The organism is Noviherbaspirillum phoenicis, from assembly GCF_047237965.1.
In the GTDB taxonomy this organism is placed as follows: domain Bacteria; phylum Pseudomonadota; class Gammaproteobacteria; order Burkholderiales; family Burkholderiaceae_D; genus Noviherbaspirillum_A.
In genome coordinates, this window is the sequence record NZ_JBDFLX010000005.1 from 409,784 (window position 1) to 424,480 (window position 14,697).

12 protein-coding genes are annotated in these 14,697 nt (G+C 58.5%); 9 read left to right on the forward strand and 3 right to left on the reverse strand.

The annotated features are described in order from the left end of the window. From ABC383_RS27335 to ABC383_RS27355, 5 genes are all read left to right on the forward strand, one after another. A complete protein-coding gene (locus tag ABC383_RS27335; protein ID WP_413019064.1) occupies window positions 1-960 on the forward strand; it encodes a glycosyltransferase in 960 nt (319 codons plus the stop codon). Then, the gene (locus ABC383_RS27340) at window positions 957-1,853 is read left to right on the forward strand and encodes a formyltransferase (protein WP_413019066.1); all 897 of its coding nucleotides are present in this window, start codon (window positions 957-959) and stop codon (window positions 1,851-1,853) included. Before ABC383_RS27335 ends, ABC383_RS27340 begins: the two co-directional genes overlap by 4 nt. Before the next feature lie 227 nt (window positions 1,854-2,080). Further along, window positions 2,081-3,331: an ArgE/DapE family deacylase gene (locus ABC383_RS27345; protein ID WP_413019068.1), complete on the forward strand. Its 1,251-nt coding sequence runs from the start codon at window positions 2,081-2,083 to the stop codon at window positions 3,329-3,331. 67 nt (window positions 3,332-3,398) lie between these two features. Next, a complete protein-coding gene (locus ABC383_RS27350) occupies window positions 3,399-4,841 on the forward strand; it encodes a UvrD-helicase domain-containing protein (RefSeq protein ID WP_413019070.1) in 1,443 nt (480 codons plus the stop codon). A gap of 299 nt (window positions 4,842-5,140) precedes the next feature. After that, the gene (locus ABC383_RS27355; protein ID WP_413019071.1) at window positions 5,141-5,668 is read left to right on the forward strand and encodes a hypothetical protein; all 528 of its coding nucleotides are present in this window, start codon (window positions 5,141-5,143) and stop codon (window positions 5,666-5,668) included. Window positions 5,669-5,719: 51 nt separating this feature from the next. Here the strand turns inward: ABC383_RS27355 and ABC383_RS27360 are convergent, their stop codons facing one another. After that, a complete protein-coding gene (locus tag ABC383_RS27360; RefSeq protein ID WP_413019072.1) occupies window positions 5,720-7,066 on the reverse strand; it encodes a replication initiation protein in 1,347 nt (448 codons plus the stop codon). A gap of 1,494 nt (window positions 7,067-8,560) precedes the next feature. Here ABC383_RS27360 and ABC383_RS27365 point away from each other — a divergent pair. Beyond that, a complete protein-coding gene (locus ABC383_RS27365) occupies window positions 8,561-9,712 on the forward strand; it encodes a ParA family protein (RefSeq protein ID WP_413019073.1) in 1,152 nt (383 codons plus the stop codon). Next, the gene (locus ABC383_RS27370; RefSeq protein ID WP_413019075.1) at window positions 9,712-10,644 is read left to right on the forward strand and encodes a ParB/RepB/Spo0J family partition protein; all 933 of its coding nucleotides are present in this window, start codon (window positions 9,712-9,714) and stop codon (window positions 10,642-10,644) included. The genes ABC383_RS27365 and ABC383_RS27370 overlap by 1 nt, the downstream gene beginning before the upstream one ends. A 237-nt stretch (window positions 10,645-10,881) precedes the next feature. Here the strand turns inward: ABC383_RS27370 and ABC383_RS27375 are convergent, their stop codons facing one another. Beyond that, the gene (locus ABC383_RS27375; RefSeq protein WP_413019076.1) at window positions 10,882-11,778 is read right to left on the reverse strand and encodes a DUF2272 domain-containing protein; all 897 of its coding nucleotides are present in this window, start codon (window positions 11,776-11,778) and stop codon (window positions 10,882-10,884) included. Between the two features lie 174 nt (window positions 11,779-11,952). Between ABC383_RS27375 and ABC383_RS27380 the strand changes: the two genes are divergently transcribed. Further along, window positions 11,953-12,201 (forward strand): hypothetical protein, encoded by a 249-nt coding sequence (locus ABC383_RS27380; RefSeq protein WP_413019078.1) that lies wholly within the window; start codon window positions 11,953-11,955, stop codon window positions 12,199-12,201. Window positions 12,202-12,302: 101 nt separating this feature from the next. On the opposite strand, the gene ABC383_RS27385 is transcribed toward ABC383_RS27380, so the two are convergent. After that, on the reverse strand, window positions 12,303-12,911 hold the full coding sequence (locus ABC383_RS27385; RefSeq protein WP_217347778.1) for a Crp/Fnr family transcriptional regulator: 609 nt from the start codon (window positions 12,909-12,911) through the stop codon (window positions 12,303-12,305). A gap of 401 nt (window positions 12,912-13,312) precedes the next feature. Between ABC383_RS27385 and frc the strand changes: the two genes are divergently transcribed. Next, the gene (gene frc, locus ABC383_RS27390) at window positions 13,313-14,563 is read left to right on the forward strand and encodes a formyl-CoA transferase (protein ID WP_194714545.1); all 1,251 of its coding nucleotides are present in this window, start codon (window positions 13,313-13,315) and stop codon (window positions 14,561-14,563) included. Window positions 14,564-14,697: the final 134 nt, after the last annotated feature.

The window sequence follows — 14,697 nt, forward strand, 5'->3', positions numbered from 1 at the left end:
ATGCAAAGCCCACAGATCTCGCTCGTCATCCCCGTCTATAACGAAGAAGCCTGCCTGGAAAGACTCTTCGACCGTCTCTACCCCGTGATGGATGGGCTGGGCGCCTCCTATGAGATCCTGTTCATCAACGATGGCAGCCGCGACCGCTCGGCCGCCCTGCTGGCGGATCAGTTCCGCCGCAGGCCGGACGTGACGCGCGTCGTCCTCTTCACCAACAATTTCGGGCAGCACAGCGCCATCCTCGCCGGCTTCAGCTTTTCGCGCGGCAGCAGAATCATCACGCTTGACGCCGACCTGCAGAATCCGCCCGAAGACATCCCGCTGCTGCTCGCAGCCATGGACCAGGGGCATGATTATGTCGGCTCGATTCGGCGCCAGCGCAACGACAGCTGGTGGCGGCACTCGGCCAGCCGCTTCGTGAACCGGGTGCGGGAGCGCACGACCGACATCCGGATGACGGACCAGGGCTGCATGATGCGGGCCTATGGCAGGCATATCGTGGACACCATTAACCAGTGCCAGGAAAGCCATACCTTCATACCGGCGCTTGCCTATACCTTCGCCCGCAACCCCACCGAGGTGGTGGTGGGCCATGAGGAGCGCTACGCCGGCGAATCGAAATATTCGCTGTACACGCTGGTGCGCCTGAACTTCGACCTGATGACCGGCTTTTCGGTAATGCCCCTGCAGCTGTTTTCCCTGCTCGGCATGGTGGTGTCTTTGGGTTCGGGATTCCTGGTCGCTTACCTGCTGCTGCGCCGGCTCATCGTGGGACCGGAAGAAGGCGGCCTGTTCACCCTGTTCGGGATTGCCTTTTTCCTGATCGGGCTGGCCCTGTTCGGACTCGGGCTGCTGGGCGAATATGTCGGCCGCATCTATTTCGAGGTGCGCAAGCGGCCACGCTACATGGTGTCCGCGGTGCTTGAGGAATCCCCTCTGCAGGAGGAACGGAAGGTATGACCTCCGCCGTGGTGTTTGCCTATCATAACGTCGGCGTGCGATCGCTGAAGGTGCTGCTGGCCCACGGCGTCGACGTGCGGCTCGTGATAACCCATGAAGACAATCCTGGCGAACGGATCTGGTTTGCCTCGGTGCGGGAAGTCTGCCGCGAATATGGCATACCCTGCATCACGCCGGCCGACCCCAACGCCGACGACGTCGTTGCACGGGTGGCCGCGCTTAAAGCCGATTTCCTGTTCAGCTTCTATTACCGGCTGATGCTGAAGGCGCCGCTGCTGGCCGCGGCCAGGCTGGGCGCCTTCAACCTGCACGGCTCGCTGCTGCCAAAGTACCGTGGCCGGGTGCCGGTGAACTGGGCCATCATTCATGGCGAACGGGAAACGGGCGCCAGCCTGCATGTGATGAACATCAAGCCCGACAACGGCGCGCTGGTGGACCAGCAGGCCGTGCCGATACTTCCGGACGACACCGCGCAGGAAGTATTCACGAAAGTGATGGTCGCAGGCGAAATCTGCCTGGACCGCGCGCTGCCCAGGCTCATCGCCGGCAGCGCCACGCTGACCCCGCAAGACCTGTCGCAAGGCGCGTATTTCGGTGGACGCAGCGCCGAAGACGGCCGCATCGACTGGCATCAGCCGGCGCGACGCATCCATGATTTGGTGCGTGCCGTCACCCACCCCTTCCCCGGCGCCTTCGCCGACATTCCCGGCGGCAGGCTGCGTGTCTGGCGCACCCGGGTGATGGATCAGCCAGCGCCGGCCGGGAAACCCGGCATGCTTAAATTCCGGGACGGCGTGCACGTCCTCTATCCGCTCGGCGGCGGTTGCCTGCGCGTGCTCGAGGCCGATATCGATGGCGGCGCGCTGCCGGAGCAGGACCTGCCGCTGCTGTAGATCTTGCGGCGCCGCGACAGTCTGCATGGCGGTGCGGGCCTGCTCCCGCGCGGACCGGCGACCCTTGGCGAAACAGCATGCATGCCCGCAGTCCCGACCGCGGCGGTCCGGCGCTACAGTCCGGCATCCGCAAGACCTGCTCGCGGCAAACTTTATATAATGGCCTCCTCTGTTTCCTCCTTTCACCGCCGGCGCCCATTGCCGCCCATCGCTAGCCTGAAAAACCAATGACTTCCTCTTCTCCCCACGCACGGCTGGCTTCCTGGATAGATGCGCATTTCGATGAGGAAGTCGGCTTTCTGGCCGACATCGTGCGCATTCCCACCGACACCCCGCCCGGCGACAATGCGCCCCATGCCAGGGCGGTCGCTGCAATGATCGGGCAACTGGGCTGGCAGGTCGAAGAGCATCCCGTGCCGCAGCAGACGGTGCATGACTATGGCATGGCCAGCATCACCAACCTGATCGTGCGGCGGCGCTATGCCGATGGCGGACCGACGCTGGCGCTCAACGCGCATGGCGACGTGGTGCCTCCCGGCGAAGGCTGGACCAGGCCGCCCTATGGCGCCGTGATCGAGGACGGCAGGATGTTTGGTCGCGCCACCGCGGTGTCGAAGTCGGATTTCGCGACCTACCTGTTTGCCGCGCGCGCGCTCGAGGCGCTGGAATTGCCGCTGCGCGGCGCGCTGGAACTGCATTTCACCTATGACGAGGAGTTTGGCGGCAACCTGGGGCCGGGCTGGCTGCTGGAACAGGGCCTGACCCGGCCCGACTATCTGATCGGCGCCGGCTTCAGCTACAACGTGGTCAATGCGCACAATGCCTGCCTGCAGTTCGAAGTGACGGTGCATGGCAAGGCAACGCATGGATCGATCCCCGAGACCGGGCATGACGCCCTGCAGGCCGCCACCCGGGTCCTCAACGCGATCTATGCGGAAGTACCGCGCCTGAAGGCCATCCGTTCGGCGATTGCCGGCATCAGCCATCCGACCATGATCGTCGGCCGCATCGACGGCGGCACCAATACCAATGTGGTGCCAGGCAAGGTGGTGCTGAAGATGGACAGACGCATGATTCCGGAAGAAGACCCGGCGCAGGTCGAAGCAGGCGTGCGTCGACTGATCGAAGAATCGGTACAGGGCCTGCCCGGCATCCGGGTCGAGATCCGGCGGCTGCTGCTGGCCCGTGCGCTGCGGCCCCTGCCCGGCCAGGAAAAGCTGGTCGACAGCCTGCGCCGCAATGCGCGCGACGTGCTCGGCGAGGAAGTCACCGTGCTCGGCTCGCAGCTCTACACCGATGCGCGGCTCTACAGCGAGCACGGCGTTCCGGCCGTCCTGTACGGCGCAGGCCCGCGCACCGTGCTGGAATCCAATGCCAAGCAGGCCGACGAGCATCTGGTGCTGGACGACTTGCGCGCCGCCACCAAGGTCGTTGCGATGACCCTGTTCGACTTCCTGACTGCCCAGGCCCGGTCATGACAGTTCACAGCGCCCTTCCAAGACCCCTGACAGGCTCTGGCGCCGGCCGTAAAAGCGAAAAAGCAGCGTGAACCGCATCGTCCTGACAGGAGAACAGGCGGGGGTGGTGCAGAGCACTGCCGTCAACCTGGTGGTCAATGCCTATGCCGGCACCGGCAAGACCACCACGCTGCGCGAATACGCGCTGGCGCGTCCCGATCGGCGCATCCTGTACCTGGCATTCAACAAGGCCACCGCGAGCGAAGCCGCGCTCAGCTTTCCGCCCAACGCCACCTGCCGCACCATCCATTCGCTGGCCTACACTGCGCTGGGCCACCGCTATCGCCACAAGCTGTCGCAGCTGCGTCCCAACGACATCATGCAGCTCTACCAGGGCGTCACCGCGGCCATGGCCGACCTGCTGGTGCGTACGGTGGAGAGCTTCATGGTCTCCGCCGACGCGGCCATCGGCATCGAACATGTGCCGTTCGAACTGGCGATGTCGGACCGCCAGCAGTTTGCGGCGGCGGCCCGGCGCCTGTGGAACGACATGACCGACGCCGACAAGGCCGTGCCGCTGCCGCATGACGGTTATCTGAAGCTGTACCAGCTGTCCCGCCCGCTGCTTACGCGACGGCATGACATCATCCTGCTGGATGAGGCGCAGGACACCAATCCCGTGACCGCCGATATCGTTTTTTCGCAGCGCTGCGGCAAGGTGCTGGTGGGTGACCGCCATCAATCCATCTATGGATTCCGCGGCAGCATCAATGCCATGGACAGGTTGCCTGAAGGCGAGGTCCACTACCTGACCCATTCGATGCGCTTCGGCGAACCGGTTGCCAGAATCGCGAGCCTGCTGCTGCATGCGCTCAAGGGAGAACGCCAGTCGATCAGGGGCAGCGGCGTCATGGCGGCTTCACCGTTCCGGATCGACCGCAGCCGTCCGCATGCGGTCATCTGCCGCACCAACGCCTCGGTGTTCTCGCAGGCGGTGCAGGCGGTCGAGCGCAGCCGCATCCATTTCATCGGCGGCGTGCAGAATTATCTGCTGGGCAAGCTGACCGATGTGCACCATCTCTGGAGCGGACGCGCCGACCTCGTCAAGGATGGTTTCTACCGGGCCTTCGAGGATTTCGATGCGCTGGCGCTGTATGGCCGCGAGACCGCGGACAAGGACATCCTGTCGGTGGTGTCGGTCGTCAAGGAGTACGGCGCCGCCCTGCCCCGCCTGATCGACCAGGTCAGCACCAGTGCCTGCGCGCAGCCAGGCGAAGCCAACCTGCTGCTGATGACGGCGCACCGCTCCAAGGGCCTGGAGTTCGACCAGGTGCTGCTCGACGACGACTTCCACGACCTGGTCGACAAGAAAGGCCGGCCCAATCTCGGCGCAATGGATGCACAGGCCTACGAGCAGGAGGTCAACCTGCTCTACGTCGCCCTGACCCGGGCGCGGCATGCGGTGGAACTGAACAGCCAGTTGCAGGCGGTGCTGGATGCGGTGCAGGCGGGCACGCTGCGTGCGCCCTGAGCGCATGACGGCGCCGTTTTCCGGCCGGGCCGGGGCGCGCTGTACAATAACGCTCCTGACACGGCTGCCGTGAAAGCAGACATCTGCCATGCCGGGCCGATGGCCCGGATTCCTGGCGCGACAACCAGGCAGCCTGGCCAGCTTCCGTGACTGCGTACCGGCAACCCTTCCTGCTGCAACGGTTTGAAGCGGCGCCAGAACGAAGCGGCAACTGCCGTGTCATAAATTGATCGACGGCGGGCGGCTGGCATCATGCCAGCCTTCAAGCCTGCTGCTTATTCCCTCGGAGAACCTGAACATTGAGTGCAACCAGAACCAAGCGCTGGAATGGCGACATTGCCACCCTGCCAGCCGATTACGCCAAGGGCGTGCTTGAAAAAATGGCCGCCTATGGCGACCGGGTACAATTTTCACTGACCAGCGGCGGCGCCGAGCCCAGCTATCAGGTCATCAACAACATGGGCAAGGCAATCGCCTTCGACCGCCAGCATCATCTGCTGCAGGGCCAGGAAGAATTGTTCGCCGGCGCCAATGCAACGCCGGTGATGAACGCTGAACAGCTCAATACGGCCCTGTCGGGTTATGGCGCCAGCGCCCGCGGCGGCAGCCGCACAGGCCGCGTGGTGAAGAGCGCCAGCGGGCCGACCAAGACGGCGGCGGCGCGCCTGGACGAGCAGGTTGCGGCCGCCCGCTATGCCTATTTCAAAGCCAACCGGGCGACGCTGCCGGCGCGCATTGCCGAATATTCCGGCGAAATCGACCAGTTGCTGAAGAAAGGCAAGCCGGTCGAGGAAGCCTTCGCCGAAGTAGTCAAGAAATACTTCTGACCGTAGCCCCGGCCAGCCGTTACCGGCTGGCCACGCCGGCCTGGAAACGACTCAAGCCTTTTGCATGCTGTTGACGGCGGCGAAGGCCAGCAGGTCGGTGTCGGTGGGCTCTGCCCACTGCTGCTCGGCAAACCACATGCTGAAGGCAGAGCGCGCGCTCGCCGTCGACAAGCCGCGTGACAGGTTCAAGCCCTTGGCAGCGGCACTCTCCTTGAAGCGGAACAGCCAGTCGCTCTGATCGGTGGCAGGCAACTCGTTGTACATACCCAGCGCATCCTTGGCCCGATCGGCAAGAAAACGCTCGCGGATCGCATTGATCGATGCCTCGATACTGGGCGGCTTTTCCATCTTCTGGATATTCTTTCTTGCAATATCCACATTCGACGCATAACCATCCCGCAAGGCCTGCTTGAAGTAACCTGCCGGCGAGCCGATCGCCCCGGCCCGCGGATTGCTGACGCGGTTTTCGGTGAGTTCCAGCGTGGCGCGCAGCTTGCCATCCTCGGTGGTTGCCAGGGTATTGCAGGCATCCTCCTGCGACAGCCCCAGCGCCATCATGCGCTGCACCAGGTCGCCATCGATGATGGGCGGCGCCGACAGGGCCAACGATTCCTGCTGGGCCGGTTCCACCTTGAACTGCAGGCTGACGATCTTGCGACCCTGTTTGTGCTCGATCAGTTCGACATTGATGTCGGTGACCATGTTGATCTCGCTGATGGCGTATTTCAGCACGTCGCGTTTGAAGTACTTGTATTCCGGAATCGCGTCGCTGACCGGATTTCCCGTCAGCGCGCCATACCACCATGCCCACTCGGCCCGGTTGGTGAGCTTGGAAGGATTGGTGGCATAGCGCCTGCAGATCTCATACAGGGCCAGGCTTGCGCCTGAACGTAGCAAGGCCTGGTAGTACACCGATAGCTTGGTATAGGACCCCGGCGCCATCACCATGCTTTCCACCTCGGGTGGAAAGGCAAATCCGAACCAGAGCATGCCGCCCTGCTTCTTCAGGCCACGCGGATTGACCAGCTTCACCGACGAGACCAGACGCTCGCTGGTCCACTGGATCGCATCCTCGGAAAAGATCCGGATGTTCTGCAGTTCCTGCACCTGTTCCTTGAACAGCTCGGTGTCGCGGCTGTCGTAAGCGGCATCGCGCGCCAGTTCAGCCAAGGGAATCCAGTAGTAATTCTTGGCCGCCTCGGTGTCGATCGGCGCGTTCTCTCCCTTATGCCGGATTCGCTGCGCGTGATACACCATGACATTGAATATCTTGCGCGACAGCAGCGATAAGCGCCCCTCCGACACCCGCAGGCCGATTGCCTCGTTTGTCTTGCGGAATTCCTTGAGTTCGGTGCTTCCGCCACTGCTGGCTTTGCCTGCTTTCTTTTTTGCTGTCATAGCGTCATATGGTGAGAAGCGGCCTACCAGGCAGGCTCACCGCGAGGATGGTGCCCGAAAAGTGAGAAGAACGCAATCACCGTTGTTGCATGATATTTACCTCCGCGCTCCCACTAAAAACGCCGAGTCCCCGTAGGCTCTCACCTTTAAGGGCATTCTCTTCCTGTTTCCACTCACCGAGATCCCTGTATGGGCTCACCCAGGTGCAGCTTGAAACCTGTGCAGTCTCACCTTAGTCCCTGCCGGACCTCACCAAGATCCCTGCAAAGCCTCACCTCAATCCGCGCTTGGCCTTACTGGCATTGCACTTCCGAATTTTCAAGGTTTACAAAGCTTTAAGGTGTTTACTTATTCAAACTCTCAAGAGCATCGGATTGGAGTGCCTCTGGCAAAGAACGGCACAAGCAAAACGGGCAGCGCTGTACTTTGAAGAGTACACAACATACAAAAAAGGCAAAGCAAGAGGAAACCAGTACCTGTAAAGCCTCACCATAGGAAGATTTTCACTGGACAAATGCGAATATGTGCTTGGAGCCTGCCTTGGAGCCCTGCAATTCAGGCACTTCTACTGCCAGGTAAAACCGTAAGTAGACCCCCATCCAGATTTTTGGCTGAAATGCTGCCTGTAAAAGCTCACCTATAGTCTGGCCGTCAACTTGAGAACAACTATGGTGAGGATAAACGGGGACTCACCGACGAGTTGAATCCCCGTAAATTCTCACCATAAGAGAAAAATGCTTGCAGTATTTCCCGCGTGCATCGGTAAGACCGCTTGTTTTACTTTAATGGTGAGATTCTACGGGGATCATTGGAAGTGGGTTCCTGTGGAGTCTCACCTTACATACCGGTGGGACGTACTGAATCCCTGCGGAGTCTCACCTTTCGCTGCAGCGGTGGGGGAATGGCTGTATACGCGCCTGATCGGAACCCGGCAAACCCTGGAGAAACCGCTCCTCTGTAGGCTCGAACGTGCCCCGTTTCCCTTTTTTCGACGCATCCGGTTCTTATAGATGAAGCTGTGAGGGGCTCTGTAGGCTTTAGACACAATGCAATACCTGTAAAGGCTCACCGTTTATCTGCGCAGAGGAATCGAGTAGGCGTAATCGACATCTGCCTGTAGAAGCTCACCATTCTTTTCTCGCGTCAGCCCTACAGGGGCAAAACGAGTCGGGCTTGGGGTGATTCGGTCAGCTTCGACGCGTTCAGCGCCTGGGAGGGCGCCTCGCCAATCTGATCGAGCCTGACGACACGCATCTACCTTCCGTGGTCCCTGTGGCACCTCACCTTAGCGACGTTGAACTGGCATCGGCCGTGTTTTGATGAAGGCACGTTACTTCAAAACCACGCAAGCTTTACATCCCCTGAATTTTTCAACGCTTCTTGCTTGTTTGGTAGGTTTTTTTCCTAAAAACAAGATCTAACCTACCAAATTAGTTGACACGTAGTGGTGGCATACAGACAATGCGTGCTTCAATCTTTAATCAGGGGAGACTAATGCGCTCGACATTTGCATTGCAGGATGATGTGGTTTATCGGCTTAAGGCCGCCGCAGCGCTGCTGAATATTTCCGAGAACACGCTGCGTAATCATCTGCGCGACAGCGGCATGGAAATACAGAGAGCAAACAAGAAAAATCCGGCTTCGCCTGCGGTCAGATTATTTAGCATTGCCGATATCTTTCGGCTGGCCCAGTGGCGGCGGGGACAGGACCTGGTGAAGCGCCTGTCATCCGGCCCCACCGTGATTGCGGTCGATCTGATCAAGGGAGGTGTTGGCAAGTCGACTACTGCCGGAGAGCTGGGCATTCAGCTCTCTTTATTAGGGTACCGGGTGCTGATGATTGATCTGGATGTGCAATCCAACCTGACACAACTGATGGGTTATGAGAGTGACCTGACCGTGGACGAAGCAGCCCAGCATGATCTGAACGAGGACGGGATCGTCACTGGCACCTTTGCAACCGTCTGCACGCAGTATATGGAAAGCAAGAGCGGCCGGGGAACCCGTATGGAAAACGTTGCGAATCTGATTAAACGTCCATTCGGAATGCAGGGACCCGCATTAATCCCGTCAGATACCTTCTTGGGCGACCTTGAGCAGGCATTCACCTATGCCAAGGGCAATCGGGAGCTGGTTTTTCGTAACCTCTTCAAGGACTCGGCAGCAGGTCATGTTCCGGGACTCAATGTATCGGAATTTGACTTCGTTATCTTCGACTGTCCACCCTCGATTTCCTTTTCGTCAACGAACGCGATCGCAGCCGCGGACCTGGTCATTGCTCCGATCCGGATGGACTCGTTTGCAGTCAAGGGCCTCTCCCGGCTCGTTTCGGAAATTAACGGTCTCGCCGAACGTTCGCCGGAGGTACGTCCCCAGCTGATGATATTGCCTACCCACTACTCGACGAACATCACTCGGGTGTCGAGAATGCAGCAGCAGCTTCAAGCCTATAAGACCAATCTTTCGCCAACAGTCATTTCTTCCAGTGAGCTGTTCCCAAAAACCCAGGAAAACTACCTTCCGCTGACGCTGCAGCAGCCAACTGCCGCACCCGTCGGGGAATACCGTTTGTTTACAGAATTCGTCCTGTCCACAGCTGGCAAGCTGGCCAAAAAACAGCCGAGCGTTAATACGGAGGCAGCATAATGAAGCAACGACTGGCGCCACGGATGCCGCTGGCTTCTTTGAAGACATTCGATCAACCGGAATCTGAGACCGTAGCAAATGATGGCAAGCGATCGGCCAATAGCTCGACTTCCATAACTGAAGCTCAGCCATTGTCCGCGCAAGGGCATAGTCCCGCGGCGGCGATCCCGATTGCGTTGATCGATAAGAGTCCACACCAGCCACGGCTGATCTTCGATCCGGAAGCGATCGATGCATTAGCGGCTTCGATTAGCGAATCGGGGCTGATGTCTCCCATCACGGTCAAGACAAAAGAGGATGGACGATATGAGTTGATCGGTGGCGAGCGCCGTCTGCGGGCGCACCAGATTCTGGGCAAGCAACAGATCCCTGCATTCGTGCTTGAAAATATTTCGGTAACGGACGCCGCAATTGGCGCCCTTGCCGACAATGAAGCCAAGCGTTCCCTATGTGACTACGAGCGTGGGAAGGCGTACAAGCGAACGTTGTCAATGTCCACCGAAGCGGGTAAACCGTTAACCCAGGGAACCTTGGCAAGGCGTATCGGCGTCTCTGACGCCACGATAAGCCGCTGTTTGGCGTTCTTCGATCTACCGCAAGAAGCAATCACGATGCTGGACGAGAAGCCGAATCTGATTGGTGCTAAGAATGCGGCCAGCCTGGTAACGCTTTCCAAGAAGGGGCATGCTCGAATCGTGATTCAGGCGCTAAGGCGCATAAGTCAGGATGGCGCTTCGGAGCAGGGCGCGGTCAATTGGGCAACTAGTGAAGTGAATCGGATATCGAAATCCACTCAAGCTGTCGTGGCATTGAAGATTAAAGGACAGCATTTTGGTGATGTCGTAGTGGATGGCAGTCGGCTCATCATTAACTGCAAAAACGGCTATACCCCTGAAGAAATTCTGTCCCGTCTCCTGGAATTGGACGAATAACTGAGAAGCTGCGGAATTTTCACCGTGAAAAATGCAGGCAATTTTTCACGGTGAAAATAGGAATTTGCCGGCCAATGACTTTCCACGATAAGCTTTCCACTAGTGCAAGTCGTTGAAAAGACGAAACTTTCCTGCTTTTGTCCGTCGGCGCAAAAACAGAGGCGTGCATTTGCGCCCAACAAATCACTATATTGATAATTCGCTTACTTCTATCTACTCACTCGTTACCGGATTCCCTCACCGCAGCCGAAGCAAAACACTCCACCTTTGCAGGTTCAGGTCTGGCTGACGACAGCTCTTGTCCTGCACACACGCTGCCGACGATTGCCCCTTACTCTTTCCAATATAGTGGGCTGAAGACAAAAAGCCGTTTCCGTCCAACTTCAACCTGCGCATTGCCACCGACTGCAGCACATTTCCCCCGACTGTTTCCATCTTGCTGGCTGCTCGATCAACCATTACAACGATCTCGCAATGAGAGGCCGCAGTAAATCCCGGGAGGTCAACTGCTTCACGCCACCCGGCAAAGTCATTTGGCCCAAGTGTGCCGCGGGAATAGCAGAGCAAGTCGCCTTTGTCGGGCCGCGTGCGGCGTGGGTCGCACGCATGATAAGCATGCTGTGAATCTGTAATAAAAGCCTGCTTCACATACTGCCAATGCGCCGCCGAGTAACGGAACTGTGCGTCGTTGAGTCCGGCTTGGTGCATGACGTAGGAAATGAACGCAGCCGACCAGGGAGAATCACTTAGCGCCGCGCGAACTGCGGCTTGGCTCAGATTTTCCTTACCATCGGTTGGATATTGGTCCAACAGGAAGAATAGCTCGCGCAAGGTCTTCTCAGTTGACTTCACATCCTCGGCCTTGTCAGCCAGCGCACCTGGGAAAGCAACTACCTTGCGTGACAGGGCGATTCCCGGAACATGTTGGTCCAGAACAAGCCAGTATTCCCATACCCGCCGCCATGCCAGCATCGCTCCGCCGGAGGAAGCCGGCAGGCCAGTTTCGGGGTCGAGCAACAGCTCATTTTCCGTTTCCGTCGACCCAAACTTCCAGAGGCGACCATTAGCGTCGATTCGATGCCCGTTGAATACCGCATATTCATTCAAGGCGGGCGCGACAATTTGTTCGCTCATTGCATTTATGCCCCGACTTTTAACGCAATCGTTCGCGGTCGCCAAACCTGCGCTGCAGAGCACGCCAACTAGGGCACCTGAAAGAACCAAAACACGTAAGGCATTCATTCAGAATCGATATATCAGATAACACCAGTGGGAATTGGAAATTGGTTTCACCAAAGAATACATTTCTTGGAAACCTATCTTGCACTTTTTGAATTCAAGGAATTTTCGATGAGTACCTCCACGCTGTCCTTTACCGAAACGCTGCCACGTAACAGCAATGTACTGAAGACGGTACGCCGTCCTCCGATGCTACCCTTCAGCCGCCTGCTCAGCCTTTTGCAGCAAAGCATGAGCATGATGCAAGCGATCCCGGACAGCGGCCGCATCAGCCCGCGCCAACTGGCAAAAGTGCGCGCAATGGCGGACAGCATCTGATCCTTCTATTGCATCACTTGATCGTAAAACGAAATGCCGGCTTGAGAGCCGGCATTTTTCATTGAGCGCTTCTAAGCCGTTCCGTCTGCTATCGCAGCCTCCTAGATCTTTCCCTGGTTTTTCAAGCGGCTCAATGTCTCTGGCGACAGGTTTAGATAAGACGCCAGTTCCTTCTTCGGAAGCCGTTCAAACAGGTCTGCATGTTTGCGCACAAATCGATGCACACGGCCAGGTGCGTTAAGCAAATGCAGGGTGATCGTATGGGCCATGATTTCACTCATCAACTGCATCACTTCGAACTCGAAGGTTTGCTTCACTTCCGAATGGCTTTCAATGAACATCACCCATTGCGGCAAAGACAGCTTGGCCACGCGCGCCTTGGTGACTGACACAATGCTGTACGGCGTGGGTGTCTTCAGCCTCCACGCGGCATAGCTGGTTTCGATATCGCGCTCGGCAGCAAAGCGCAAGATCATTTCCTTTGCGTTTTGATTGGTCACTGCCCGTTTGAGAATGCCATCGAGGATGAAGTACTGCTCCATCTCGTAAATGCCCTGATGCAGCAGCACATCGCCTTTCTGACAATCCACTACAGTGAGATAGGGCTCAAGCGCAGCCATTTCGCTTTCCCTGAGACTTTTCAGGACTTTATTCTGTTTTAACTGGACGCGAATAATGTTTTTTTCTGGATGGCTTGCAACAGATGACATGTCTTGTTTCGTTATCAGGTCGGTAGGGCACTATGCGGCGAAAATTGACCCCGGTCAATGAGGAAAAGCAGGCCTGCTCGCTATGATGGCCTCAACGTGACGCACAGTGTTCAGGCTGAGTCGCATGCAAGATATCGTGCATGATGTGATAAATGAAATGACTTTACAAGCGCATTGACCGGAAAAGTTTATTAAGATTAAGCAATGGAATTTACTGTAGCAGTGCATTAAATACCGTCAATAAGGGACAGCACTATCAGTGTTCCAATGACGGCAGGCCAGCAAGGCTAGCGGCATCACATGCCGCCCGGCTGGAAACACTGCCGCAAGTACATTCCAACGAGCCAGCCCGAAGAGGCGGCCGATGCTGACAGGTATATACACATCATCAGGAGACATCAATGAGTAAAGCCCTCGACGGCGTCCGCATTCTCGACTTCACTCATGTCCAGTCCGGGCCCACCTGTACGCAGTTGCTTGCATGGTTCGGCGCAGACGTGATCAAGGTTGAGCGTGCCGGTGAAGGCGACGCCACCCGCGGCCAGTTGCGCGACGTACCCGACGCCGACAGCCTCTACTTCACCATGCTGAATCACAACAAGCGCTCGATCACGCTGGACACCAAGAAGCAGGCCGGCAAGGAAGTGCTTGAAACACTGATCAAGCAATGCGATGTATTGGTGGAAAACTTTGCGCCTGGCGCGCTGGATCGCATGGGCTTTACCTGGGAGCGTATCCAGGAACTCAATCCCCGCATGGTGGTGGCTTCGGTGAAAGGTTTTGGTCCGGGCCCGTATGAAGACTGCAAGGTGTACGAGAACGTCGCCCAATGCGCGGGCGGCTCGGCGTCCACCACCGGCTTCGACGACGGTCCGCCGCTGGTGACCGGCGCGCAGATCGGCGACAGCGGCACCGGCCTGCACCTGGCGCTGGGCATCGTCACCGCGCTGTATCAGCGCAACAGCACCGGGCGTGGCCAGAAGGTGCTGACCGCCATGCAGGATGCGGTGCTGAACCTGTGCCGCGTCAAGCTGCGCGACCAGCAGCGCCTCGAGCACACTGGCGTGATGGAGGAATATCCGCAGTTTTCCGACGGCCGAAAATTCGGCGATGCGGTGCCGCGCGCCGGCAATGCCTCCGGCGGCGGCCAGCCGGGCTGGATCCTGAAATGCAAAGGCTGGGAAAGCGATCCGAATGCCTACATCTATTTCATCGCCCAGGCGCCGGTATGGAAGTCGATCTGCCAGGTCATCGGTCGGGAAGAGTGGATCACCGACCCCGACTATGCGACGCCGCGCGCCCGCCTGCCTCGCCTGATGACGATCTTTGCCACAGTCGAGGAGTGGACCAAGACCATGACCAAGTTCGAGGCCATGGACATCCTCAACAAGTACGACATTCCCTGCGGTCCCATCCTGTCGATGAAGGAAATCGCCGAGGAGCCGTCGCTGCGCAAGACCGGCACGGTGGTCGAGGTCGATCACCCGAAGCGGGGCAAGTATCTGACCGTGGGCAATCCGATCAAGCTGTCGGACAGCCCGACCGAAGTGACGCGTTCGCCGCTGCTGGGAGAACATACCGAGGAAGTGCTGACGCAGCTGGGCTATTCGGAACAGCAGATCGCGGCGCTGCGGGAAGAGCGCGTGATCTGAGCCGGAAGGCGCGGACGGCAGGGGAGGGGCCGGATGCCGGCCTATCCTTCCCGGCCGGTTCGACGCCGCCACCCCATCCATCAACTGTTGAATGCATACCTGTTGCACCTGATGCCGCGGGTGACCCCGCTGCA